This window comes from Chloroflexota bacterium (assembly GCA_014360905.1).
In the GTDB taxonomy this organism is placed as follows: Bacteria; Chloroflexota; Anaerolineae; order UBA2200; family UBA2200; genus JACIWX01.
Window position 1 is genome coordinate 40295 of record JACIWW010000002.1, and the last position, 24330, is coordinate 64624.

At 51.7% G+C, this 24330-nt stretch carries 21 protein-coding genes; 10 read left to right on the forward strand and 11 right to left on the reverse strand.

Annotated elements, in window-relative coordinates:
- The first annotated feature begins 147 nt into the window (after window positions 1-147).
- From H5T67_01170 to lysA, 4 genes are read left to right on the forward strand one after another with little or no spacing between them, the layout of a single operon-like run.
- Window positions 148-969, forward strand: a complete 822-nt coding sequence (locus H5T67_01170; protein ID MBC7243929.1) for a DUF2029 domain-containing protein — start codon at window positions 148-150, stop codon at window positions 967-969.
- Window positions 966-2591 carry a hypothetical protein gene (locus tag H5T67_01175; protein MBC7243930.1) on the forward strand — a complete coding sequence of 542 codons (1626 nt, stop codon included), beginning with the start codon at window positions 966-968 and terminating at the stop codon, window positions 2589-2591. Before H5T67_01170 ends, H5T67_01175 begins: the two co-directional genes overlap by 4 nt.
- A 55-nt stretch (window positions 2592-2646) precedes the next feature.
- Window positions 2647-3786 (forward strand): hypothetical protein, encoded by a 1140-nt coding sequence (locus H5T67_01180; protein MBC7243931.1) that lies wholly within the window; start codon window positions 2647-2649, stop codon window positions 3784-3786.
- Between the two features lie 42 nt (window positions 3787-3828).
- Window positions 3829-5028 (forward strand): diaminopimelate decarboxylase, encoded by a 1200-nt coding sequence (gene lysA / locus H5T67_01185; protein ID MBC7243932.1) that lies wholly within the window; start codon window positions 3829-3831, stop codon window positions 5026-5028.
- A gap of 62 nt (window positions 5029-5090) precedes the next feature.
- Here the strand turns inward: lysA and rbsK are convergent, their stop codons facing one another.
- Entirely contained in the window at window positions 5091-6020 is a 930-nt protein-coding gene (rbsK, locus tag H5T67_01190) for a ribokinase (GenBank protein MBC7243933.1), read from the reverse strand.
- A 105-nt stretch (window positions 6021-6125) separates the two neighbouring features.
- Between rbsK and bcp the strand changes: the two genes are divergently transcribed.
- Window positions 6126-6584 (forward strand): thioredoxin-dependent thiol peroxidase, encoded by a 459-nt coding sequence (gene bcp / locus H5T67_01195; protein ID MBC7243934.1) that lies wholly within the window; start codon window positions 6126-6128, stop codon window positions 6582-6584.
- A gap of 110 nt (window positions 6585-6694) precedes the next feature.
- Here the strand turns inward: bcp and H5T67_01200 are convergent, their stop codons facing one another.
- Complete coding sequence (locus H5T67_01200) at window positions 6695-7999, reverse strand: hypothetical protein (GenBank protein MBC7243935.1); 1305 nt, start codon at window positions 7997-7999, stop codon at window positions 6695-6697.
- Window positions 8000-8111: 112 nt separating this feature from the next.
- Window positions 8112-8732, reverse strand: coding sequence for a SagB/ThcOx family dehydrogenase (locus tag H5T67_01205; protein ID MBC7243936.1), 621 nt, complete (start codon window positions 8730-8732; stop codon window positions 8112-8114).
- A 610-nt stretch (window positions 8733-9342) separates the two neighbouring features.
- Here H5T67_01205 and amrS point away from each other — a divergent pair.
- Window positions 9343-10521, forward strand: a complete 1179-nt coding sequence (gene amrS / locus H5T67_01210; GenBank protein ID MBC7243937.1) for an AmmeMemoRadiSam system radical SAM enzyme — start codon at window positions 9343-9345, stop codon at window positions 10519-10521.
- A gap of 122 nt (window positions 10522-10643) precedes the next feature.
- Here the strand turns inward: amrS and H5T67_01215 are convergent, their stop codons facing one another.
- The 4 genes from H5T67_01215 to H5T67_01230 form a co-directional block, all read right to left on the reverse strand.
- Window positions 10644-12938 carry a hypothetical protein gene (locus H5T67_01215; protein ID MBC7243938.1) on the reverse strand — a complete coding sequence of 765 codons (2295 nt, stop codon included), beginning with the start codon at window positions 12936-12938 and terminating at the stop codon, window positions 10644-10646.
- Window positions 12939-13282: 344 nt separating this feature from the next.
- Window positions 13283-14311: a sugar kinase gene (locus H5T67_01220; protein MBC7243939.1), complete on the reverse strand. Its 1029-nt coding sequence runs from the start codon at window positions 14309-14311 to the stop codon at window positions 13283-13285.
- Window positions 14308-14961 (reverse strand): bifunctional 4-hydroxy-2-oxoglutarate aldolase/2-dehydro-3-deoxy-phosphogluconate aldolase, encoded by a 654-nt coding sequence (locus tag H5T67_01225; GenBank protein ID MBC7243940.1) that lies wholly within the window; start codon window positions 14959-14961, stop codon window positions 14308-14310. Before H5T67_01225 ends, H5T67_01220 begins: the two co-directional genes overlap by 4 nt.
- A 9-nt stretch (window positions 14962-14970) precedes the next feature.
- Window positions 14971-15933: a dihydrodipicolinate synthase family protein gene (locus H5T67_01230; protein ID MBC7243941.1), complete on the reverse strand. Its 963-nt coding sequence runs from the start codon at window positions 15931-15933 to the stop codon at window positions 14971-14973.
- Between the two features lie 63 nt (window positions 15934-15996).
- Here H5T67_01230 and H5T67_01235 point away from each other — a divergent pair, with 63 nt between their 5' ends.
- From H5T67_01235 to H5T67_01250, 4 genes are all read left to right on the forward strand, one after another.
- A complete protein-coding gene (locus tag H5T67_01235; protein MBC7243942.1) occupies window positions 15997-16779 on the forward strand; it encodes a sugar phosphate isomerase/epimerase in 783 nt (260 codons plus the stop codon).
- Between the two features lie 129 nt (window positions 16780-16908).
- Window positions 16909-18507: a PTS ascorbate transporter subunit IIC gene (locus H5T67_01240; GenBank protein ID MBC7243943.1), complete on the forward strand. Its 1599-nt coding sequence runs from the start codon at window positions 16909-16911 to the stop codon at window positions 18505-18507.
- A 13-nt stretch (window positions 18508-18520) separates the two neighbouring features.
- Window positions 18521-19174 carry an SIS domain-containing protein gene (locus H5T67_01245; GenBank protein MBC7243944.1) on the forward strand — a complete coding sequence of 218 codons (654 nt, stop codon included), beginning with the start codon at window positions 18521-18523 and terminating at the stop codon, window positions 19172-19174.
- A 98-nt stretch (window positions 19175-19272) separates the two neighbouring features.
- A complete protein-coding gene (locus tag H5T67_01250; protein ID MBC7243945.1) occupies window positions 19273-20421 on the forward strand; it encodes a hypothetical protein in 1149 nt (382 codons plus the stop codon).
- 137 nt (window positions 20422-20558) lie between these two features.
- Here H5T67_01250 and H5T67_01255 read toward each other — a convergent pair whose 3' ends face one another.
- Genes H5T67_01255 through H5T67_01270 form a run of 4 tightly spaced genes read right to left on the reverse strand, consistent with a single transcriptional unit; the run spans window position 20559 to window position 24329 of the window.
- The gene (locus tag H5T67_01255) at window positions 20559-21548 is read right to left on the reverse strand and encodes a sugar phosphate isomerase/epimerase (GenBank protein MBC7243946.1); all 990 of its coding nucleotides are present in this window, start codon (window positions 21546-21548) and stop codon (window positions 20559-20561) included.
- A gap of 60 nt (window positions 21549-21608) precedes the next feature.
- On the reverse strand, window positions 21609-22751 hold the full coding sequence (locus H5T67_01260; GenBank protein ID MBC7243947.1) for a Gfo/Idh/MocA family oxidoreductase: 1143 nt from the start codon (window positions 22749-22751) through the stop codon (window positions 21609-21611).
- Complete coding sequence (locus tag H5T67_01265; protein ID MBC7243948.1) at window positions 22751-23173, reverse strand: cupin domain-containing protein; 423 nt, start codon at window positions 23171-23173, stop codon at window positions 22751-22753. The genes H5T67_01260 and H5T67_01265 overlap by 1 nt, the downstream gene beginning before the upstream one ends.
- Before the next feature lie 4 nt (window positions 23174-23177).
- Window positions 23178-24329, reverse strand: a complete 1152-nt coding sequence (locus H5T67_01270; protein MBC7243949.1) for a 4Fe-4S binding protein — start codon at window positions 24327-24329, stop codon at window positions 23178-23180.
- Window position 24330 lies beyond the last annotated feature (1 nt).

The following is a 24330-nucleotide window of genomic DNA, read 5'->3' on the forward strand; positions in this document are numbered from 1 at the left end:
CCTGGAATCCTCCCTGGCTGTTTATATTGTTGTTGCCATTAGGGCTATTACCCTTCGATATCGCGGCACGTATTTGGATGATCTGCAATATCGGCCTGATTGTAGTATCAGCAGTGCTAACCTGGCAATTGCTGGCTGGAATGGTGAATGGTGGATGGACGCCGCATCTTAATCCCGTTGGGATTAGGTTTGTACTTTGGCCCATCATTAGTCACTATTTCCCTGGGACAAATCTCGGGTTTGCTTCTGATTGGGCTAGTGGTGAGTGCCTGCTGGCTGCACAATGGTCGAGACAAACTGGCAGGTGCTGCGCTATTTTTGACCACAATCAAGCCACAAGTGACATATTTTGTGCTATTGCTAGTTGTGCTGTGGGTTATTCATCACCGTCGTTGGCGGGTCTTTTGGGGTATGGCTGCTGCGCTGGGGGTTTCATTGATCATTTTGTGGGTGATTTTCCCACGCTGGGTGTCGGCTTATTTTCATCTAGTGAATGGTCACGCCTTTTTTCAGTACTCAACATCAACTATTGGCGGTTTAGTTTACATGTTATTGGGCACTAACCTGCTGCGCTTTGCAGGAATCCTGCTATTGTTCTCTATACCATGTATGTTACGAATGGCTGATTCATATGGCTGGCTGACGGCAATGAATGTTGCACTGCTTGTCTCTGTGCCCCTGGCGCCTTATGGGTTTACTTTTGACCAGGTTGTATTAGTCCCAGCCGTGGTTCAGCTCGCCACCTGGTTATGGCGTGGGGAGTTGCCAATCCGCTGGACATGGAGAATAGGTGGAGCGCTGGTACTTATATATACGGTGCTGTTTGCCATGCTCACCATACGAAGCCTTTATTATCATTGGTTCACTTGGGTGCCATTGGCAGTGGCTGGGTTATATGCACTGGCCTGGAAACAAAGAAGGCTAGTGTCTTGCCAAGGTGCTACTCATTATCCGGAGGAATTAGCGTGAGCCGCTGCACGAAGCAACTGACCGAAGGGGTAGCTATACCCCGGCTGCGCATCGAGACGCTATGGATATGCGTGCCGGCAATGGCTGTTGTCTGGATGGGATTGATGCATCCTCTGCGCATGCTTGATTTCTGGTGGCATCTCAAGGCCGGAGAAGTGATTTTCACCTCTCGCCAGATTCCACGTGTTGACTTGTTTTCTTTCACCCATGCGGGGCAACCGTTCATCTACCAAAATTGGCTGGGCGAGGTGCTATACTACCTTGCATACAGAGTTGGCGACTTCCCTCTGCTCATAACGCTCAATGCTATCCTCCTCTTAGTGGCTTTCTTGCCCATCCTTCGCCTGTCTCTCGAGGCGAGTACCAAGCCGCGTATCGCATCTCTGGGTAGCCTGGTTGCCGCCTCCGTCCTTGGTTGGTACAGCAATATCCGACCACAGGTCTATTCCTTTGTCCTCTTCGCTCTGTTCTACTGGATTCTGTGGGGATACCGTGAGCGTCGCCGCGACTTCTTGTGGGCATTGCCCCTGCTGATGCTTCTCTGGGTCAACTTGCACGGTGCTTTTGTCTTGGGGATTGGTCTGATGGGCATGATATTGGCAGTTGAAGCACTGCGTCGTGCGTTATGCGCATCTAGCGCAGATACCCTAGCGCTCTCTGCGCTGGCTAGACTCGCTCTAATCCTCGCTCTCACAGTGCTAGCGTGTCTGGTCAACCCCGAAGGCTATCGAGTCTTTGCCTATGTGCGCCAGTTGCAAGTGGATCCGGCGTCCCAACAGTTGGTTACGGAATGGCAGGTACCCAGCATCAAAGAACTGAGTGGCATCCTCTGCTTCTTCGGTCCCTTCTTCCTGACTTTGTTAGTCTTTTTCTACAGCCGGTCGCGACTGAACCTAACAGAACTCGTCCTGTTTCTGGCCTTTGCCCTTTTCGGCCTGACAGCCATCCGCAATGGTATTTGGTTCGCGCTCATTGTTGCACCCATGCTGGCGCGGCACCTGGCTGCCATCGAAATCCCTGTTCCGCAAGGAAGAACACACCTGCCTTCGCGCTTAGAGGCTCTACTTCAACGTCTGAAAAAGCGTCGAGTGGGCAAAAGAGAAGCCAAGTGGCTCAACTGGGCTATACTCGCCTGCCTCATCTCGTTCACCGTTCTGCTGTTGCCTTGGGTTCGTATGCAGCTCAGGGTAGAGCGATTGAGATCTGAACTGGTTGAGCAGGGCACGCCCATTGGCGCAATGAACTATATTGCCAAGCACCATCTAGCAGGCAACATCTTCCATCCACAAAAGTACGGCGATTACCTCATCTGGCGCTTGTGGCCACAGCAGCGCTCCTTCATAGATGGCCGGGTGCATTTGTATCCCTTTTCCTTTGTGCGGGATTACATATTGACTTTTCACGATGACCATTGGGAAGAGCGATTGGCTAAATACGGTATCCAGTATTTGCTCCTGCCGAAGGAGGAGGAAACGCAATCCATGATCGAGGGTGCGCGTGACTCGGAGAGGTGGACGCTGCTCTATGAGGATGACATCTCGGTCTTGTTTGCCAGGAAGGACGTTGGCAAAGCGCAACTAAATCATCTGAAAAACCTTTGCACTGGTAAAGTGTTCTCATGATAAAGGTAGCTGCTAGACAGCTAAGTCTTGATCAAAGCAGGAGAGAAATGAAATCATGGGCAGTGTAGAAATAGTCGAAGTGAAGACCAGACGTGACCGCCAGGAGATGGTCATGTTCCCGTGGGTTGTTTACCGGGGGGATAAGAATTGGGTACCGCCCATTATCAAGGAACGAGATGCATTACTGGATTCAGAGAGAAACCCCTTTTTCAAACGGGCAGATGTGACACTGCTGACAGCGCGAAGGGGTCCGCGTTTGGTAGGCACGATTGCCGCCTTCATTGACCACCGTTTCAACGAATACCTCAAGCAGAAAGTAGGGTTCTTTGGCTTCTTTGACGTACTGAACGACTATGAAGCAGCCGAGGCGTTGCTGAGCGCCGCGCGCGATTGGGTGCGCCAACGCGGCATGAGCGAACTGCGCGGGCCGATCAACTTCCACCGCGACCGCGAACGAGGCATCCTGATTGAAGGTGCAGAGTGCCTTGCTCCTATGCTCTGCGCCCATAGTCCCCCCTACTACAAGGAATTTGTCGAGCGCTTTGGCATGGTCAAACACGCTGATGACTTTTGTCGCCGGATACGGGTGGCGGACATGATCGGGCCAGATGGCAACTTGCCTCCGAGACTGGCTCGCTTGGAGAAAGTGGCGCAGCGTCGCACGGATATTCGAATTCGCCATGCGCAACTGGATGACTGGGACAACGAATTACAGCACGTGCGCGAGCTGTACGATGCAACCATAGGCCAGATGCCAGACCATGTCCCGTGGACAGATGAGGACCTCAGAAAGTTCGCCGAGGAACTGCGCCCCATTGTGGACCCCGACTTTGTCCTGTTTGGCGAGGTAAATGGCAAGACAGTGGGCTGCTTGATTGCTTTCCCCGATTTCAACCAAGTGCTCGTCCATCTCAATGGGCGCCTGGATGGGCTGCACAAACTGATGGCGTGGTGGTACATGAAGCGCATTGATCGGATTACCCTGAAAATCGGAGGAGTGCTGGAGCAGTACCAGGGACGAGGTATCGAAGCGCTCATGCTGCTGGAGCTGGCCAGGTGTGGTGTGCCGCGAGGGTTTCGCTGGGTGGACTTGTCTCTGCAGGCCGAAGAGAACGACAAGATGACGACATTGGCCTCACATTTTGGGGCTGAAAACTACAAACGTTACCGCGTTTATAAACTGCCATTGATATAACATGCCTGTAGCCTTGGGGCAGTCGTGATCTGGAGTTTTGCCATGCAGGTGCGAGGCAATCAATTGTATTTGGGTGGGATACCTGCCGTTGATTTAGCCCAAGAATACGGTACCCCCTTGTACGTGTACGAAGAGGACACGATCCGGACACGGTACGCTGAACTAGTGGAAAGCATCCCGTATAGGAAGCTGAGGATTCACTACGCATGTAAAGCGAATGTCAACGTCGAGATCCTAAAACTCCTGCGCGAGATGGGCGCCAACGTAGAGACGGTCAGCAAAGGAGAGATACTCTTGGCGCGCAAGGCTGGGTTTGCGCCGGAACAGATCCTCTATACCTGCAGCAATGCCACAGTAGAGGAATTGCACTTTGCGGTTGCCAGTGGAGTAACTATCAATCTCGATTCCTTCGCACAGATCAGACGATATGGCGAGTTGCGCCCGGGCTCATCCATTTCCATCCGCATCAACCAGGGCATTGGAGCTGGACACCATGCTCATGTCATCACCGGAGGGCCGGAAAGCAAGTTTGGCATTGATTTTACCCAGCTCGAAGAAGCCAAGGCTCTAGCGAAGCGATATAACCTGACTATCGTTGGTATCCATCAACACATCGGTTCTAATGTATTGGACGAAGCACTCCTCATCGAGGGGATGAAAGCCCTCCTGGCGACGGCGGCAAGACTAGCTCATTTGGAATTCGTTGACTTTGGCGGAGGATTGGGCATCCCTTACCGGCCAGATGAGAGGCGCCTGAACATCCGCGAGTTTGGCCGCATGGCCTCTGCTTTGTTTGCCGACTTTTGCCGGGCCTATGGCAAAGAGCTCACCATGGTGTTGGAACCAGGTAGGTACTTGGTTGCAGAAGCCGGAACTCTGCTGGCTACAGTTACCGACGTGAAAAGGACCCCTCACAGGACATTCGTAGGCATTGACACCGGGTTCAATCACCTTATCCGACCAGCAATGTACGGCTCTTACCATCCCATATTGAATGCCAGTTGTGTTCGAGGAAGAGAAGAAATCGTCACCGTGGCGGGTAACCTATGCGAGGCTGGGGATCTGTTTGCCAAGGATAGAAAGCTCCCTGAGTGCAAGGAAGGAGACATACTGGCCATCTTGAACGCTGGCGCGTATGGCTTTTCCATGAGTTCGAACTACAATGCTCGGCCAAGGCCAGCAGAGGTTTTGGTCAGCCAAGGCCAAGCGAGAGTGATCCGCGCAAGGGAACGTATGGAATAAGGGCGTCCGAAGTATTGGAGTGAACAACTAGGGACACTGGCTAAACCGGCAGGTTGGATTATCTAACGTCTCTCCATCAGAAAACGAGCTACTTCCTCAGCGGTGGGCAACGAAGGTTGCGCGCCCAGTTTGGTGGCTGCTAGTGCACCACAGGCATTGGCAAAGCGCACTGCTTCGGCGAGTGTTTTTCCCTCTGCCAGAGCTACTGCCAATCCGCCATTGAAGGCATCACCAGCAGCAGTCGTATCCACCACATCTACCGCAAAGCCGGGCACTAGCTGTTGGAAGTCAGGCGTGACAATTAAGGCTCCCCGCGCACCCAACGTGATGATGACTGTTTTCACGCCCTGCTCGATCAAACAACGCGCTGCAGCTTCGGCATCAGCGAGGGTGGTGGCTTGGGTAATTTGTCTTGCAGCCAGCAAACTGGCTTCCCCCTCGTTGGGAGTGAGTACATCAACCAAAGCCAGTATATCAGCCGGTAGTGGACATGCTGGCGCCGGATTTAATACCACACGCACACCAGCACGCTGGGCAATCTCTGCCGCTTGCCACACTGTTTCCAGGGGTGTTTCCAATTGGAGTAGCAGGACGTCTGCTGCCTCGATAGCCTCCTTTGCCTGCTGGACATCTTGTGGCGTGAGGTGTGCATTAGCGCCGGATGCTACAGCGATACTGTTCTCACCATTTGCATCCACGAAAATAAGCGCCACGCCGGAAGCCGCCTCGGGATCAATGGTGATATATTGAGTAGCAATCCCTTCCTGGCGAAAGCCGGCCAATGCCCGCTCACCGAAGACGTCCTGCCCTACCCGCGCTACCAGGGTGACCTGCGCACCCAGGCGTGCCGCAGCTACCGCCTGGTTGGCGCCCTTGCCCCCTGCCGCCATGACGAACTCGCCTCCAAGCACCGTTTCACCAGGCGCTGGGATATGCGGCACCCGCACTACCATGTCTGTATTCGAGCTGCCTACGACGACTACCTTTGCCATGTGGCCCCTTTCTGTAGAATTCCTGATTTTGTTCTTATAGTTTACTACAGAAAGCGAGAAAGCGATATAATCCGCTATGAACAAAACTCGTAAGGAGGCTCCACCATGCTAAGTATTGGCGAACTCGCACCGGATTTCGAGCTCCTCTCCGATGAAGGGAAGAAAGTCAGGCTTTCTGATTTCCGTGGCAAGAAAGTCATCCTGTACTTCTACCCCAAAGCAGGTAGCTCAGGCTGAACGGCGCATGCCCAGGGATTCAGGGATGAATCCGCCAAGATAGCTGCCGCCAACGCCGTGGTCATCGGGGTAAGCCCCGATTCAACGAAAGTATTACAAGAATTCCGCCGCAAGAATGACCTGCCCTTTGTCCTGCTGTCCGACCCTGACCATCGGGTCGCTGAAACATACGGCGTATGGGGTGAGAAGAAGATGTACGGCAAAAGCTACATGGGCATTGTCCGCAGCCACTTTGTCATTGCCGAAGATGGCCGCGTGATGGATGTACAAATCAAGGTAAGCCCCGAGGACAGTGTCACATTAGCTGTAGCAGCAGTAACTAAATAGCCCAGCGCCCTCTCCGCACAGGCACAAGCGGCGAAAGCGGCTGTGACTCAGTCATATTCATGCTGCGAAGCGGCGCAGTATCCCCTGCGCATTTCCTTTGCTCTGCATTGTTACCGGAAGAGCACGGGCAATGCCAAAATCAAGAAGATAGTCCAACCGATATAGGCTATTGCCCCTGTTCCAATGGCGAATTGCATGGCATGAATCCAGTGTTCGTTGCCTTTTTTGAGTTGCCGGTAGATGAGCTGGACCAGGATGCCAATGTTGATACTGTTCCAACCAATCACGGTAAGGCGGTTAGGGGTGATTGCTCCCTGAAGTGTCCGATAGATAGTAGCAGACAAAGCATAGACACTGATCAGCACGGCCAAGATAGCCAGAGCTAGAATGCCAGTCCGCAGCGCTCTCTCGTGTTCAGGGGTCAGGGCGCTTTCATGCACAGGTGTCGCCCCAATCAATAGACCCAGGATAGCAAAAAGCATAGCATTGTACACGATCAAGATATCCCGGCTGCGAAACGGGGCCATGAAGTTGAAGGGAATGACGCACAGATAAATGACCAGCACGAGCAAGGTCAAGGGCAAGAGCAAGCGCATCAGTGTGGAAATCAACTTGCTCAGCCCTTGCTCGAATCGCTGCGCTGTGGGGCCTAGCTGAGGGTTATATACGCTGGCCACGGCCATCACCGGTATCGCTCCTCCGCCACCTACTGCCAACAGACGCATGACCGCATCGGACAAGCGCAGGCCCAATGCCTCAAATAAACCGTAGGTGATGATAACGAAGACACCCCCTGCCGCAGCAAAAACCCCCATGGTGATGAACGCTTCCATTGCTTTGGCCAGGAACGCAAAACGATCCGCATGCTTAGATCGTAGCCCTAGAATGTGCAAGCCTACTCCGATCCAGGCCAGCAGTGGCAAGTGCAACATCGCGATGATTTTGTATTGTTCGCGATGGGGCAACCAGGCAAAAACGCTTGCATAAAGCAAAAAGCCCAACACCCCCAGCAAAATGGGCCATACTCGTGCGAGCGATTTCCCCGCCGCCAGGGTCAAGAACAAAATGACAAAGCAAGCCTCAATGGGTGCCCAAGCGATGGCGAGGAAGGGAGTGCGATCGGGAAAAACCAAACGAGGGTCACTGAGCAGCCAGAGGATCAACCCAGCCACAATGCCTAGAGGGACAGCCAGTTTCCAATGGGTGTCTGCATGGACTGCTGGCAAGGCAAAGGATTCTGCCTGCAAGCGGTGATACCAGGCAGCATACAGGATATTGTCAGGAGATTCCTGGTAGCACGCGAATATATCGCCTGCAAATTCTGTGGACTCATTTTGACGCCGCGCCTTTTGGTAGAGCATTTCCAATGTATGCGGATCATGTTGAGCGGCGCGAATCTCTGCAATATATTTCATGCTCTGGTCTCCTTAGATACCGAATTTGACTCACGCTGTCTGGTCAATCTAGAGACGTGGGCATGGAGGAAAAGGTTCCAGCCACTGACTCCGTCATGCCTTTTGTGGGCGCTCACTCCGCCGGGACGCCAACAGGAATCAGGTAGAGTGGCTTTTCTGCAGCAGGCAGGTGCAGCGCGGAAGCCACTGCTTCATCGTAAAATGCTCCGATGACCACCGCGCCCAAATCCAGGGCGACTGCCTGCAAGAGCAAGTTCTGTGCGGCATGCCCAGCTTCTAACTCGACGTATCGTTCCGCGCGGTCTCCGTACTTGATCTGCGTCCGCCTGTAAACAGCGGTGATAATGAAGATGACCGATGCTTGAGCCAGCGCTTCCTGGTACAGGCCGGCAGCCCATAATGCGCGGCGGATATCCTCTTGAATCGTCACCTCCACGCTGTGACCATGAGGTAGGTAGTGATATACGCCATCGGCTTTGGCTGCATAGAGCTCCAGGGGATATAGTGCGCCAGCAGAGGGAGCCGTACGCCCACCCCACGAACGGGTCACCCCCTGCGCTGCCCAGAAGAGTTGGGCAATATCTTGCCAGTTCAACGGGCTGTGCCTGTACATGCGCACGGACCGCCGCCTGAGCAGAGCCTCTTCCAAAGACAGCGGCCCTTTGGTGCGCGGCGGTGGTAGAGAAATCTCCTTAGCCTGTGTGGACGGGGTAACCGCAGCAGTGGCATGCATCGGGGTTTCAGTTGGTCGTGGCGGTTCCACAGGTGCTGGCGTCTCCTTCCGCTTGCAGGCGCTCGGCAGCTCGCTGCCCAGTAGGGTGATCATCCCAGTCAGTGCCAGCCGATGCAAGAACCAACGCCGTGACAGATTCATCTTTACCTGTTCCATACGAGTGAAATAAGGCATCATGCTCTCCAATCATCTCAACAGAAAAGCAGGCCATCGTAGTAGGGAGGACGGTTTCCTAACAATTGTAGCAGAGAAAATCTAGTCGACAAAGCTACATCACTTGCTCACATCGTCCGTGGTTAGAAATTGCTCTAAACGAACGGAGTGTGTGCTTGCTTCTCCAAAAGCGCCCCAGGGATGATGGAGCTCATGGATGCCATAAACAAGTTTTCGCAGGTGGCTAGCAGCAGGTGTGCAGCGCGGCCTCTATCGAAGTTTGGCGAATGTAGGGCTCGCGTTTCTTTTATTTTGCCATAGGGCTATCTGCTTATCATCTTCTCAAACTCGAGCGACAATACCTGCAACCACCTGGGACATTTTTGTGATTGTCCTAAATGCGATATACTTTTAGAGGGGGAGGGCGGTTGGCTTGCCGTGAGTGGGTTGAGTGCTGATGGACAGGGATAGTGGATTTTCCAAATTGACACGGCGTGAGTTTCTGGCAAAGGGGTGTGCGGCGGCATTGGCGACGGTGCTAGGCTTGCCGGCAGCGAGCGCATGCGCCCTTGCGTTGCCAGCCCCAACTCAGGAGCCCATCGCGCGCACTCCCACTTCCATAGGATTGCGCGAGGCGATGCATTATCAGCGTCGGGAAGATGGTCGGGTGCATTGCCAGATCTGTTTCCGTGAGTGCATTGTCTCCGAAGGGCAGCTTGGCTTTTGTCGCAACAAGAAGAATGTCAACGGAACGTACTATTCCCTGGTCTATGGCCTGCCATGCGCATTGCAATTGGACCCGATTGAGAAAGAACCCGTCTTTCACATGTTGCCGGGAAGCAGCATCTTGGGTGTGGGCACTGCCGCGTGCAATAGCCGTTGCAAGTTTTGCCAGAATTGGGAGATGTCGCAGCACACTCTTTGGGAGACACTCAATTACCGCACTACTCCTGCTGAAGCAGTGGAGCGAGCTCTGTCTCTGGGTTGTGCTGCCATTTCTTTCACCTACAATGAGCCAACGGTCTTTTACGAGTATGCCTATGACATCGCTACCATTGCTAGGGACCAAGGCCTGCGCGTCATCTGCCATACCAATGGCACCATGCTGGCAGCACCGCTGCAGCAGTTGCTCGAACGGCTGGATGCCATTACCGTTGACCTCAAGGCGTTCACTTCCGAGTTCTATCAGCAGGTTTGTACCCTTGACCTTGAACCCGTGCTATTCACTTTGAAGCAGATTGCCCGCTCGGGAGTCCATCTGGAGATCGTGAATCTGGTTATCCCAACCCTGAACGATAACCCCGATGATATCCGCAGGATGTGTCAGTGGATTGCGGAGAATTTGGGGAGGGAGGTGCCGCTGCATTTTACGCGCTTCTTCCCCGCCTACAAGATGCAGCATTTGCCTGCCACGCCTATTGAGACGCTGGAAAAAGCGGTGGCGATTGCGGACCAGGTTGGTCTGCAGTACGTTTACCTGGGCAATGCCCCTGGCCACAAGCGCAACAGCACCTTCTGCCCCAAGTGTGGTGAACTGCTCCTCCTCCGCCTGCACTTTTCGGTGCTGGAGAACAACCTCGTGGATGGCAAGTGTCGCTCCTGCGGCTACCCTATAGCGGGCGTGTGGGAGGCCTAGCTGCTATTGTCACTTCACTGCAAGGCTGATCCTTTGCTGGTATCCTTTGAGCATCGGAATGGCCTAGCAGGTATAGCTCATTCTCTCGGTGAGGGCGTGATAGAGACAGGGATTGAGCAGTTCTAAGTATTCATTGACAGCAAAGCCAGGCTACATGCCTTCAGCATGACGACGAAAAGGCAGGTCTCGGTCGCCCCCAGGACCGGGAGCAGTGCAATGCCTACCGCCACCGCGCCCAAGAAGGCACCAATCAGGTCTGCCGCATAGAGGACGCCGGCAGTGTAACCAGGTTCGCCTCGTATGGACAGGTGCAGTTGGCTGGACAGCGGGAATTGCAGCCCTACCAGGCATCCCCCCAGTCCGTTCAGCAGCAAAAGCGCAGGGGGCACAGCCCCAGTAGTGATAGAAGAGGAAAGCCATTTCAGCAGCAAGGGAAGGGTGCACCAGTAAGCGATTAGAGCGAATTCGGAACGGATAAGCGCCTGTCGCCTTTTGCCATCCGCAAAAGCGCCTTTTGCGGTTGTCATCCATCCCCCAAGGGCTAATCCCGCCATGAAGGCAGCCACGATCAGTCCAACGTACTGGTACACGTACCCGTACAGCGCCTGGAAGACGAAAACGATCATCAAATCGCAGACCATGCCGGTGAACCCAGTGGTGGCTACGACCACAGAGATTGTGAATCCTTTCCACCTAGAATGGAGCCTCTGTGCCAGCGTGATAAGAGCGAAAAGCAGCGCAAGTAACAAGCACCAATGCCCGAGGCGAATCTGGCGGATAGTGCTCAGCAGGCGGTACGTAGTGGGGGCAAATATCTCGCTCCAATAGGCTAGGCCGTAGAGCACGCCTGTCGGGTGGAGGTCGTGGTTGGGGCTGATCGCCCCGTCCACTTGCAATGCCTGCTGGAACCAGGCCAGGCGCTGAGGGTCGAAACGCACTCGCAAATGCTCCTCCGTGATAAAGCGAGTGGGCAGTGCTCGTGTGTGCCAGGTAGCCATCAGTGCCTTTGGCGTCTGCGATGCCAAAGGCAAAGAAGGGGATGCTAACCACAGAACAGTATCGCCCGGAATGGGACGTACGTCCGGGAACACTTTTTGCAGCCCATTGCGTACCATGAGGTTCAGATCGCGCATCGCCGATCCTACATAAGTGAGGGAGCCCGGAAGGGTGAAGATCGCTAGACCGCTTTTATCCAGCACCCACTGCACCAATTGGAAGAATTCTTCGGTATAGAAGCGATTCAACTCCAAGGTCGAGGGATAGGGCAGGTTCACCAGCACGATGTCATATCCATGCACGAAAGCCTTGCTTTGGCGTCCCAATTGGTTCAGGAGCAACCGTCCATCCATTTTATGGACGCGCAGCCTTGCGTCCTGCAACTCTTGCCTGGTCAAGTCGGTGGGAAAGGCACGCACTGCTTCGATCACTAAGGGGTCTAGCTCCGCATAGTCCACGTACTCTATATTATACTTGAAGATTTCGAACAACACCCCGCCTAGTCCCCCGCCAATGACCAGTACACGGCGGGGATAAGGATGAAAAAGCAAGGACAGGTGAACGGTCTCTTCTACTGTGATGATGTCTGGGAAAGGAGTAGTCAAGAGGGGGGTGCCATTGGAGAGAAAGGTGTACTGTCCAAGTAGCTGGGTTACGGCGACGTTGCCATAGGGCGAGTCTCGATCATACACGATGTGATAGGTACCGCCCCAGCGCAGTTGCACCAGGGAATAGTGCAGTGCAGGAGCCAGTGGAGACAGAGAAAGGACGAGGCACAGCATAGTTGCCAAACCTGTGGCTGCTAACCAAAGCCGGCGCTGGGACAAATGAGGAGCATCATACAGGAGCCACAGCACCGTTGCCAAACCAAGCGACGAAAGCAACAATGCAATTTGGGTGGGATTGAAGCGGGGGACAAGGAGGAAGGCCAGAATGACACCGCCACCCATCGCTCCAGCAGCCTCATGAATATAGAGTCGTCCTACCAAGGCATGGTCCTGCGGCTTGCTCCCCGCGCAGGCAGCACAACCCACACTGAACATGGCACCGTGCACAGCACTGAGCGGAGCGAGCAGCAATAAGGAGGTCCAAAATATGGCGGCGAAACCTAAGGCTTCTCCCGGAGCTACTGCTGCTAACCGGCGTACCAGGTAGCCCGCACAGATGACCAGGAAAAGCAGGACGGCAAACAACATCTGCAGGAGGATAAACGACTGAAACGCATCTCTGAGCTTTGGTGACAGGCGGCCAGCGACATGGCTACCAAACGCCTCGGCCAGCATCCAGTTGGCTAGGATCAGCCCAATGGATAGCTCATTGCCCGAAAAGCTCACCAGCAACAGGCGGATGAGCAGTCCTTGGGCAGCCGCGATATTCAAGCCCATCGTGACAAAAGCCCACTCTATCCTTTGTTTGGTCATGTTTCTCTCTTTTCATTGGGTATTATACAGCGTTTGATGCGCGCACAGTTTTTATTTCTTCCATATCTCCACAAAGACATTTGCCAGAAAGCTGCTTCACGCGCTATGCCCATATGCTTTGTGCAGCAATCAATTAGACAAAGGGGGACACTCACTGGGGATTGTGAATTCCACTACTTATCCGCTGATCAAGAAGATGTATGTTGAGATAAGCGAGGGAGCGGCTTGCACAGTGCAAGCCGCTATAATCATTTCGATGAGGATGTGTTTGGATGGGCTCAACCTGGTGCTCAGCATATTGCGCGTATCAGGTAGAGCCACATCTTACCCGTAACTATAATGGCTTAGCGGAGGACCCATCCTGAAGCGTCGCCCGTCATGATGGCTTTGACCTCATCTGGCGTTGAAAGGTTAAAATCGAATTCAATCGAATGCTTTAGACAGGAGGCTGCCGTCGCGAATTCCAGAGCAGTGTGGTCGTCCATACCATGTAGCAGTCCATAGATCAAGCCTGCTGCAAAAGAATCACCGGCTCCAATGCGATCAACGATCTGGATGGTGTACTTTTTTGCAATAGAAATTTCGCCGTTCGAATATAGCAACCCAGACCAATTGTTGACTGAAGCGGATATAGGCTCGCGGAGAGGAATAGCGACTTTTTCGAATCCAAAGGTACCGCTGAGGTTATGTGCGAGCATCGCGTACGCTTCCGTATCGGGTTTGACCCCCACAATGCTGCTTTTATCCATCTTGATGCCGAGTGCTTTTTCGCTGCTCTCCTCATTTGCGAAGAGGATATCAACATACTGCATAAGCGGGCGCATTGTTTCTTGTGCTTCTTCCGGTGTCCAAAGGCTCTTACGGTAGTTCAGGTCGCAACTTACTTTAACTCCTTGTTGTTTGGCTGTGATGCACGCTTTCTCGCAGATCTTGGCACAGTTTTCCGATAGTGCGGGTGTAATGCCAGTGAAATGGAACCAATCAGCGCCATTTAGTATTTCATCCCAATTAAACTCGTCAACAGATGCCTCTGAGAATGCCGAATGCTTGCGGTCATAAATAACGCGTGATGGGCGTTGCGATACACCTCGTTCAAGATAGTACAGACCGATGCGTTCACCACCGAAAGTGATATGCGAGGTGTCCACTCCAAACATGGCTAGTTTACGCAACGCGCATTTTCCGATGTCATTATCAGGTAACTTGGTCACCATGCACGCGTCCATGCCCATATAACTTAGGGTAATGGCTATGTTGGCCTCCGCTCCAGTATAGTTCACTATGAACCTGTCCGCTTGTGCAAATCTCAGATACCCCTCGGTTGATAACCGGACCAATATCTCTCCCAAGCCCACGAAACGTTTTTTAGTCACTGTCCCTCCCCCTTGGCAATCTGACAAAATACCTCCGCACGGCGTGTCAATTCATCAAAATCACCGTTCTCAAGCAATTTCTTATCGGTAAGGCGACCACTGACTCCAGCGCCTACAAACCCTAAATCAAGGTACTGACCAAAGTTCTCCTCGTTTACACCCCCTGTGGCAATTAGTTTGACATGAGTTATGGGGGCCAGAATGTCCTTGATATATTTGAATCCCAGTACTGTCGCCGGAAACAACTTGACGAAATCTGCCCCGCCATTATGTGCTGCGAGGATCTCAGTAGGGGTCATGGCTCCTGGTATGGATACGAGTCCTAACTCTTTTGTGTGTCTCACCACAGCGGGGTTGTAATCAGGCGAGACAATGTACCTCGCACCAGCTTTGAAGGTGGTATCAACCTGCACTTCATTTAGCACGGTGCCAGCGCCCACGAGCAGCGCATCGCCGTACAGTTCGCTCAGCATGTGAATGGCTTCACACGTTTTAGTAATGCAGTCTGGATCTTGTTGATCAATGGTGACCTCAATTAGCCTAATTCCACCTTTGAACAACGCCGCGACAAGTTTCTTAAGGTCGTCACCGTAGATCTTTCTGCAGATAACGATCAGTTTGTGTTTCTCAATGGTTTCTCTAGTGTTCATGCCTGTCTCCTACTTGCTTTGGTTATGTAAATTTGACGACGGTGCGTCTGCTCCAAATGGCGTGTCCCCTGTTCTATACATGTATAAATACATTTCTAATTCCTGCTTCAGTGATTCTTTTTCTTGCTCGGTTATCTCCATGAGGGGAGCACGTACATATCCTCCACCAAAACCGCGCAAGCGTTGTGCTTCCTTAAAGGTTCCGAGGCTGGTACCTGCCTTTAGTTTCTTCACGATATCATTGGCACGCCACATGGCAACTTCCGCTCCAATCATATCGCCAGCCATATACTTCTCGTAAGCCTCGACAAAAGGTTCGGGGAATACGCTCGCTGCCCCAGACACAGTGCCATCGCAACCGATCAACAACGCGGGCAGTAGTAGCCTATCGAAGCCGACCAGCACAGAGAAATCATCCCGCAGCATACGTAACTGAAGGTAATCAAGAGTACGGTGCATGTCGCAATAACTGTACTTGATGCCAATAACGTTTTTGCATTTTGCCACGACACGCGCACAAACTTCGGGCTTGAGATCATTGGCTGAGCATTGCGGAATATTGTACATATAGATTGGGAAATCCTGCGGCAGACTACGCGACACAGTTAAATAAAAATTTTCTAACTCTCGGTCATTCAATTGGAAGAACAGAGGTGTGACAACCCCCACACCATCGGCACCGATCCTATGGGCGTGTGTGGCGAGCCGTATAGTGTCTTCAATCCTAGCAGCACCGACATGTATGTAAACTGGTACCCGTCCTGCCACTTTATCTACTACGGCCTTGGCTACTGCCTCACGTTGCTCGCTAGTCATAAAGAGCATTTCCCCGGTTGTGCCACAGGGATACAAAGCGTGCACTCTGGCCTTGAGCAGGAACTCTATTTCACTATACAATGCCTCAAAATCTACCTCTCCATCGGTGGTAAAAGGGGTCGTCATAGCGACGACGACCCCGCGCATTTTTCGCATGGTTGACCTCCTGAGGGATATATGATATCATTATAAATTAAAAACGAAAGGAACACAAAGGATATGAAACTAGGCTGCTTTGGTTTTGCGCGGCATATCCCCTTGATTGAAAGGGCAGGATTCGATAGCGCTGAACTTGATATCATGGAAATAGTCAGCATGACGCCCTCACAATTTGCTGAACTAAAGAGCATGGCCCTCGATTCTAGACTTGGCTTTGAGGCATTCTCAGGTTTTATGCCACTTACAGAACGGATCCACCGGGAAGATTTTGATATGCAGAGATGGTGGGATCACGCTGAGGCTGCCGCGGACAGAACTGCTCAACTGGGAGCATGCCTTTGGCCTTTCGGAGCAGGCAAGTGTCGTAGTATTCCTGAAGATTGTGCCGATGTTAAAGGCGTGAAAGCTAAGATCGCGGAATTTGTTGCTGGTATCTGCGATAGGATCGCACCTTATGGGATAATGCTCGCCGTGGAACCTCTTGGACCGGCTAATTCGAATTACCTACAGACCATAGGCGAAGCCGTCGAATTTGCTAAGTGCCTCCAAAAGCCGAATTGCTGGGTTATGTGCGATCTGCGCCACATGCAGAAGGTAGGCGAAAGCCTCGATGATATCATCGCCTACAAAGATTGGATTATCCACGCACATATTGATCATCCGCTAGGCACCGAGCGCCTCTTCCCTAAGAAAGACGACGGCTATGATTACACACCCTATATCCAGGCACTCAAGAATGCAGGTTACAATGGAATATTGAGCGTTGAAGCAACCTCGTATAACGACTTTTGGGAGGACGCAACATCCTGTGTTGCCCTTCTAGTCGCACTTGGTGCTCGGTGAAATACTTTCCTCGCTCGTGCTACTCAGGGCTGCAGGCTTAGCTGCGCAAGCGCAATAGTGGCATCAAGCCGTTGCTTGCGCTTCTCATCTCAATGAGATGTAAATTTAAAAAGGAGGTGTTTGAAATAATTGATCAAAATTGTCACTGTTTGTGGTATGGGCTTGGGTAGTGGGCATTTAATGCGTATGAATGTCGAGCGTGTACTCAAACGCCATGGCGTTAAAGATACCGCTGTTGAGGTTGAAGTAGCGGATATCGGAACTGCTCAGCGGCCAGGGGTTGACATCTTCGTTACCAGTGCTGAATTCGCGCCAAAGTGTAGGAAATGGGCACAGCGGCTTGTAGTCGTAAAGAACGTGTTTGACGAAAAAGAGATGGAACAAGCACTGATGCCTATATTCAAGGAGTTACTTGCTAGTAAAGGTAAGAAACAGCAGTCCAGCATTGAGCGGGTGTTCGCGGGTGTGCTCAAGGCTATTCTAGGATTTACTGTCATGTATTGTGGAGCATTTGTGATCGCTGGAGTGCTCAGCCCTATGGGCGAGGGTGTAGCCCGTGCCTTTGGTTTGCAGATTGTCGTGCCGGTCAATGAGGCTATCACCGCTTTGACTGCTACCAGGTTTAGCGCTCAACTGATTATCACCACAGTCGGAGCGTTTTTGGTACATGTTATTTTGGCGCGTTTTACTCCTTTACATTATATCTTCTTAAGTGGTCATAATATACTGTTCATTGCGGCTGTATGCGTTGCCATGCTGGTGAAATCTGGACTGCCTAACATCCAAGTTCTGCTCTATGCTTCGCTTATATCTGGCATCTTGATGACCGTTATGCCTGCCTTCTCGATGCCGTTTATGCATAGAGCGACCAAGGGCGCTGGCTTTGCCATGGGTCACTTAGCGACTGCTGGCTACTGCGTGGCTGGTCTGATCGGCAAGTGGGTTGGAAGCGATCCCGAACAGACAGATTCCGAAAAGATAGGGTTCCTTGGAAACTTGGGCCTTTTCCGCGAGTTATTCCGCGAGCCACTCTTGTCAATGGGGCTAGCCATTATCGTCATTTGCACGCTTACCGTGATCTTTGAGTTGAGCCAAGGTGATGGAACGTACCTTAATCCATTCGAATCTGTTGTCTGGTCAATTATGCAGGGGTTTACTTTTGCTGCAGGAATAACGATCATTTTGTTGGGAATGCGTATGTTCGTTGGGGAGATGGTGTCAGCATTCCGCAGCATCTCAGACAAATTTGTACCGGGTGCTATTCCCGCACTGGATTGTCCGGCTTTATTCCCATATGGGCCGAACAGCGTGGTGATTGGATTCTTTGGCTACACCGTAGGAATGGCCTTCATGATCGTGTTCTGTTTGATCATGAGGTATCCCTTAGTAATTGTACCCATGTTGTTCCATAGTTTCTTCATGGGCAGCACCGCGGGTGTATTTGGAAATGCCACAGGTGGTCGCCGCGGCGCTTTCTTGGGGGCAAGTCTTCATGGTTTTCTAAACACTTCCCTACAAGCCTTCTTATTCACCCTGATAGACGGTTCAGGTTTGAATGGTGCAATGTTTGCCGATACGGACTATTGCATAACTGGAATTATCATTGGCAAACTGAGCAGTTTTATGCCACTGGCACTGCTTGTGTTTGCTATTATACTAGCCCTTGCTACTTGGATCGAGGTGCGGATCACTCGTCCTCTATTAGCGAGGGAAATCAAGAGCAAATAGAAGGAGAAAAACAATGCGAAATGAAATGGAAGACACTGCAGTTATCACAGCCATCTTGCAGCAACGAATAAAGGAGAATGTCGAGGCATTGAACGCTTGCCTGGCAGAGACTCCTGCTTTTATAAAAGCAGTTGCGCTGGTTAAAGAGTGTTTATCCAGTGGGGGCAAGATCTTGTTTTGTGGCAACGGTGGTAGCGCAGCAAATGCATCCCACCTTGTGAATGACTTTACAGGCCATATGTACTTCGACCGTCCCCCATTGACCGCAATTTCCCTAGCAGACAATATTTCCACAATAACTGCCACAGCCAATGACTATAGTTATGACCAAATTTTTAGTCGCCAAGTAGAGAGTCTGGGTCGACGTGGGGATATCTTGATTTGCTTCTCCACTAGTGGCAACTCTCCCAATGTGCTCCTGGCAGCGGAGGTCGCGAAGGCAAAAGGGATGTTAGTCATTGGCTTTACCAACAAGGAGGGGGGAAAACTAGCCAAGCTGGCTGACATCTGGCTGCGTGCGGACTCGCTCAGCGCAGCCTGCTCCGAGCATGTGCACCTTATCATGATGCACACGCTTGGAGAGTGCGTGGAGAAGTTGATATACAGCGATTGTCCTCCTTGGGTATCAAAAAAGCAAACCACGGGATACGGCACATTGCTTGCTTGATCACGAAACGTCCGTATCTTATATCTATTCTCATTGGGCTGACAGAGCCCAGAGTCCATAGCAATGCAGGAGTTCACATATCTCAGGGAGGTGTGTTTATGGCTCAAATGACTTCACGGGAACGAGTCATGGCTGCTTTACATCACGAGGAACCGGACCGTGTCCCTTTTGATCTCGGTGGTAGTGGTACAACTAGCTTGACAATAGAGGCTTATGAAAACCTAAAGGCGTATGAAGGAATCTCGGCGCCCACGCAGATTATGTACAAGGCCTTCCGAGTTGCTAGGCTGGATGAGGAAACGATGCGTCGCTTGGGAAGCGACCTGCGACCTATCGTGATTAGGCCTCCGAAAAATTGGACCTCTCCGCCATCGGAGCCGGGTACCTTTGTGGATGAATTTGGAATCAAATGGCGTCAAGTTAATTACTCGAAGGGCTATTATTGGGAACTGGCAAGCCATCCATTGGCTAACGCAACTATCTCGGATCTGGATAGGTATCCTTGGCCTGATGCGGGTGATCCCGGCCGATACAAGGGATTAGCCGAAGAGGTTCGTGATCTCTTTGAACATACGCCATATGCACTGGTAGGTGACAGCGGATTCAAGGGGTTCTGGGAGCCTGCATCTATGCTGCGTGGTATGACTCAAGCGTTGATGGATCTGGTTCAAGACCCAGACTTTATACACGCATTGCTAGACAAACTGTTTGAATTGAACGCTGTTATCACGCAACGCTTCCTAGAGATTACTGGCCCCTATCTAGCAGCAATTCGCCTCGTTGATGACTTGGCTACACAGTCTGCTCCAATCATGTCCCCAGCGACCTACCGAGCGATGATCAAACCCTACCATAAGAAGTTCTGCGCACTGATTAGGCAGTACACAGATGCAATCATCGTTCTCCATTCCTGTGGGAACATCACTCTCCTGGTAGATGACCTGATTGATGCTGGTGTGCAAGCATTGAATCCAGTTCAAGTTTCAGCGATTCCTGATGTCGCTGGACTCAAAGCAAAATATGGAGATCGTTTGTCTTTTTGGGGTGGAATTGACAGCCAGCATGTGCTACCCCACGGGACGCCTGAGAATGTGCGTGAGGAAGTGGGACGGCGCATCCATCAATTAGGACAGGGAGGGGGCTACATCGCTGCTGCAGTACACAACATTCAGCCTGATGTTCCACCTCGTAATATTATCGCCATGAGCGAAGCAGTACGAGAACTAGGTGTGTATCCCATTCGGTAGATGACAATGACCATCTACTATTGGGATAATCACCTCTCAACAATGGTTTCTACTCTGGCTTACTCGCTACGCGAGAGCATGCAATAATTACCTCTTAAGACGGGTCAGCATCCTAAGAAGAATGACGCCATTCGTCTTCAATCATGCTTGATTGACTCATCGAATGCCATCTTAGAAGGAGCAAAATTCATCCTTTTCATGAACTCGCAGGCTTCGGTTGCTCCTAGGATACGATCCATGCCGGAATCTTCCCATTCGACGGAGAGCGGCCCTTGATAGCCTATCCAGTTGAGCATACGAACGATTTTATCAAAATCGACATCGCCGTGCCCCAGAGATACAAAGTTCCAGCCCCTGCGTGGATCACCGAATTTGAGGTGTGAGCCAAGGATTCCGCTCCTGCCATCAAGGTTAACATAGACATCTTTGACATGGACATGGTAAATCTTGTTTGCAAATGCCTGGAGAAAAACCACCGGATCCACCCCCTGCCAGACAAGGTGAGAAGGATCAAAATTGAATCCTAGCGTGTCACGATGGTCGAAAATTGCCAGCAATCTCTCTGCAGAGTAGTAGTCAAATGCTATTTCTGTGGGGTGAACTTCCAGTGCAAATTTGACGCCATACTTATCGAATTCGTCAAAAATAGGCGTCCATAGATCGCAGATTTGTTGAAAGCCCGCTTCGATCATCTCTTCACTAGTGGGTGGGAAAGAATACCAATACCTCCAAATGGGGGATCCCATAAAACCGTTAACGACCTGCACCCCAAATGCATATGCTGCTCTGGCAGCATACTTCATCTCTTCAATTGCCCATTCTCGAATCTCTAATGGCTTCCCAGCCAGTTCTACTGGTGCAAAACGATCGAGTCGAGGATCCCAGAGATCCCCCACGCATTGCCCAGCCAGGTGTGCACTAATGGCCCAACACCCCAGATCATACTTAGACAGGAGATCCTTGATCCTCCTGATATAAGCGGGATCGGTAGCGGCCTCGTGGGTGTCAAAATGTCCCCAAGTTGCCAGTTCTAATCCATCGTATCCCATTTGTTGGGCAAGTCTGCACATCTCTTCTAAAGGGAGGTCTGTCCACTGCCCTGTGAAGAGAGTAATGGGTCTTGTCATTCTGAAAGCCTCCTTAGCACTTGCTGATGGGCATGGTGTTATACATGTTCCGATGGCTAGTTACAGGTTTACCCAAATATTCCCGTTTGCCGAACTTTTGAGGCAGGCCTCAATGAACTTGATGCCTTGAACCCCATCGCTCACGGTGGGGAAATCAATCATATCGCTGTTGAAGCTGCCGGTTTGCTTGGCATGAATGCATTCAATGAAACTGCGATACAGATTCGCCATTGCCTCCAGCCAACCCTCAGGGTGGCCCTTAGGAAGCCTACCGTATTTAGCAGCCTCTGGAGCAATGGAACAATAGCCCTTGTGATGCTCAGTAAAGGGTGCTCCGTCCTGCTTGGCAATAATGACCTTTTCTGGATCTTCCTGAGACCAAAAGATAGCACCCTGGTCTCCATAGATGCGTACGCGTAAGCCATTGTCATGTCCTATGGCTATCTGAGAAGTCCAATACATGCCAGTAGCACCGCCTTCATACTCAACCAGCACGAAATCGTTATCGTCCAAAACGCGGCCAGGAACCATAATGTCCATTTTGGCGAGAACGCGTTTCACTTTGAGGCCGGTCATGGTCGCCACGGCATTTTCTATGTGCGTACCTAAATCGGCAAGACAATTGGATTGGCCGGATTGAGCCGGATCACAGCGCCAGGACCCTTGTTTGCCACCCCAATCCCCTTCACGAGCTAACCATCCCTGTGGATACTCAGCAACGACAGTGCGAATTTTGCCGATTTCGCCTGCTCTGATCACCTCTCTGACGTGTTTTGCTGTCACATATCCCATGTATGTATAAGTAACCATGAAAAACAGATCTTTTTCTTTTGCCAGTTTCTCAAGTTCATAGGCCTGATCAGTGTTGATGGTCAGGGGTTTGTCACAGGCTACATGGATGCCTGCCTCCAAGAATGCCTTGCATATAGGGTGGTGGGTGTTATTCGGGGTTACGACAACCACGAAGTCAATTCCATCGTCGCGCGCTGCCTCGGCCTTCGCCATTTCCTCAAAGTTCCTGTATAGGCGTTTGGGATCTATGCCAAGCGCAGCACCGGTAGCCAGTGTGTTCTCATAGGAACGAGAAAAACATCCCGCTACCAGCGTGGCTTTACCATCTATGTTGATCGCTTTCCTATGTGCTTCGCCAATGAACGCGCCCTGACCGCCACCAACCATGCCATAGCGCAGTACCCGGCACATCAATCGTCCTCCGCAAGCACATCATAGCCAATTCGGTTGTACAGGTCGAGTTGTGGTGGAGTTGCGACTCCAACGGTGACGAATCGTCCTGTACTCCCGGCAGGTTTTCTAGTGCCATGAAGAACACCCGGAGGCGCGTAAAGAACGTCCCCCGCTTTTACAGGAATCCACTTATCGTAGAGGAAAAATTCTCCTTCCCCTTCAAAGCAGAAAACTAGCTCTTCCGAGAGTGGATGAACATGTGGCTCAAATTCCATGCCCGGTAGATGCACGCCACTGGTAATGCCTACATTGCGAGAACCAAGACGTGGCGTTAAGACCAAATGAACCTCGAGCCCTGTCGATTTTGCCCAGTTGTAGCCTTCATGGATGTTGAAGATCCCACCTCTCTCTTGTACTTCTTTCTTTGTTCTGCTCGCCATTTGCCTACCTCCTCTGTAATTTTATCGCACCTACACGGCAAACACTCGCGCAAAGCCCGCACCCATCGCATTTTTCGCGGCCGATAACGGGTTTTTTATCCATGAGTGTGATAGCATCATAAATGCACACATTCTCACATTGTCCACAGGCAACGCATATATCACGCTCGCAGTATGCAAAGTAACGTGTCTCGCGGTCGTACTGCTCCATACTCAGCATATTCTTGCTTGCAACACCGATGATATCAGCAAGCGATTCAATACCTTTGCATTCCATGTATGCATTAATTTCTGCCAGCATCTTTTGCACCCAGGCGTAGCCTTTGAGGTAGACGACCGTGGCAATCTGGACAGTGTTCGCACCGGCGAGCAGGCATTTGATTACGTCACCGCCTGTCATCACCCCTCCAGTTGCGCTGATGGGGGCTTGCACTCGCGGGTAAATGACGATCACCCAGCGTAATATGGTGTAGATTGCCCAACTGCCGCCGTGCCCCGCGAGGCCGCCGAACAGGATCGGCTTCTGAGCATCGATGTCGATTTCGATGCCAGTGGAACGATTCATTATCGTCAGTCCATCGGCGCCGGCCTGATCCAGGCAATAGGCGGTGTACAGCGGGTTCGAAAGCTGCCCCGACATTTTGGGCACTATTGGGATCTTGACTTTCTGTTTACATGCCTGCAAGGCCGCTAGTGTAATGGAATGAATGTCGTTGGAAGGATCACGGATCAGAAGGCCTGTCGGGCAGCTTGGCACTATTTCAATGGCATCTGCTCCTGCTTGTTCGCAAACCAATGCGTACTCTGCCCAACTTTCTGGGTTAATACAGTTGATGCTGGCAATAACTGGGATGGAGACTCGTTGTTTGGTGCGTTGCACTGTTTCGGCGTAATCTTCCAGATCCCCTTGATAGGCCTGTTCGTAACTATAAAAGGTGGTTGATTCATAGCCCTTGATACCGCTGCGCAGTACTGCAAAGCGGGGAAAAGGGTTGTAACGCATCAGTGCTTCTTCTTGCACTGATTTGAGCACAACAGCGCTATAGCCGTTGTCCTCGCACTTTACTGCTTGTTCGACACCGCGGGTTGTGCCCGCCGAGGCGGCAATTATGGGATGCTCGAGTTTTATTCCCGCATAAAAAACCTTTTTGTCCACA

What these genes read in the sequence shown, in the direction of transcription:
- H5T67_01170 (MBC7243929.1), top strand. Translation starts at nt 148, where the DNA reads ATGGTGGATGGACGCCGCATCTTAATCCCGTTGGGATTAGGTTTGTAC.
- H5T67_01180 (MBC7243931.1), top strand. Translation starts at nt 2,647, where the DNA reads ATGGGCAGTGTAGAAATAGTCGAAGTGAAGACCAGACGTGACCGCCAG.
- lysA (MBC7243932.1), top strand. Translation starts at nt 3,829, where the DNA reads ATGCAGGTGCGAGGCAATCAATTGTATTTGGGTGGGATACCTGCCGTT.
- rbsK (MBC7243933.1), bottom strand. Translation starts at nt 6,020, where the DNA reads ATGGCAAAGGTAGTCGTCGTAGGCAGCTCGAATACAGACATGGTAGTG.
- H5T67_01200 (MBC7243935.1), bottom strand. Translation starts at nt 7,999, where the DNA reads ATGAAATATATTGCAGAGATTCGCGCCGCTCAACATGATCCGCATACA.
- H5T67_01205 (MBC7243936.1), bottom strand. Translation starts at nt 8,732, where the DNA reads ATGCATGCCACTGCTGCGGTTACCCCGTCCACACAGGCTAAGGAGATT.
- amrS (MBC7243937.1), top strand. Translation starts at nt 9,343, where the DNA reads ATGGACAGGGATAGTGGATTTTCCAAATTGACACGGCGTGAGTTTCTG.
- H5T67_01215 (MBC7243938.1), bottom strand. Translation starts at nt 12,938, where the DNA reads ATGACCAAACAAAGGATAGAGTGGGCTTTTGTCACGATGGGCTTGAAT.
- H5T67_01225 (MBC7243940.1), bottom strand. Translation starts at nt 14,961, where the DNA reads ATGAACACTAGAGAAACCATTGAGAAACACAAACTGATCGTTATCTGC.
- H5T67_01230 (MBC7243941.1), bottom strand. Translation starts at nt 15,933, where the DNA reads ATGCGAAAAATGCGCGGGGTCGTCGTCGCTATGACGACCCCTTTTACC.
- H5T67_01235 (MBC7243942.1), top strand. Translation starts at nt 15,997, where the DNA reads ATGAAACTAGGCTGCTTTGGTTTTGCGCGGCATATCCCCTTGATTGAA.
- H5T67_01245 (MBC7243944.1), top strand. Translation starts at nt 18,521, where the DNA reads ATGCGAAATGAAATGGAAGACACTGCAGTTATCACAGCCATCTTGCAG.
- H5T67_01250 (MBC7243945.1), top strand. Translation starts at nt 19,273, where the DNA reads ATGGCTCAAATGACTTCACGGGAACGAGTCATGGCTGCTTTACATCAC.
- H5T67_01255 (MBC7243946.1), bottom strand. Translation starts at nt 21,548, where the DNA reads ATGACAAGACCCATTACTCTCTTCACAGGGCAGTGGACAGACCTCCCT.
- H5T67_01260 (MBC7243947.1), bottom strand. Translation starts at nt 22,751, where the DNA reads ATGTGCCGGGTACTGCGCTATGGCATGGTTGGTGGCGGTCAGGGCGCG.
- H5T67_01265 (MBC7243948.1), bottom strand. Translation starts at nt 23,173, where the DNA reads ATGGCGAGCAGAACAAAGAAAGAAGTACAAGAGAGAGGTGGGATCTTC.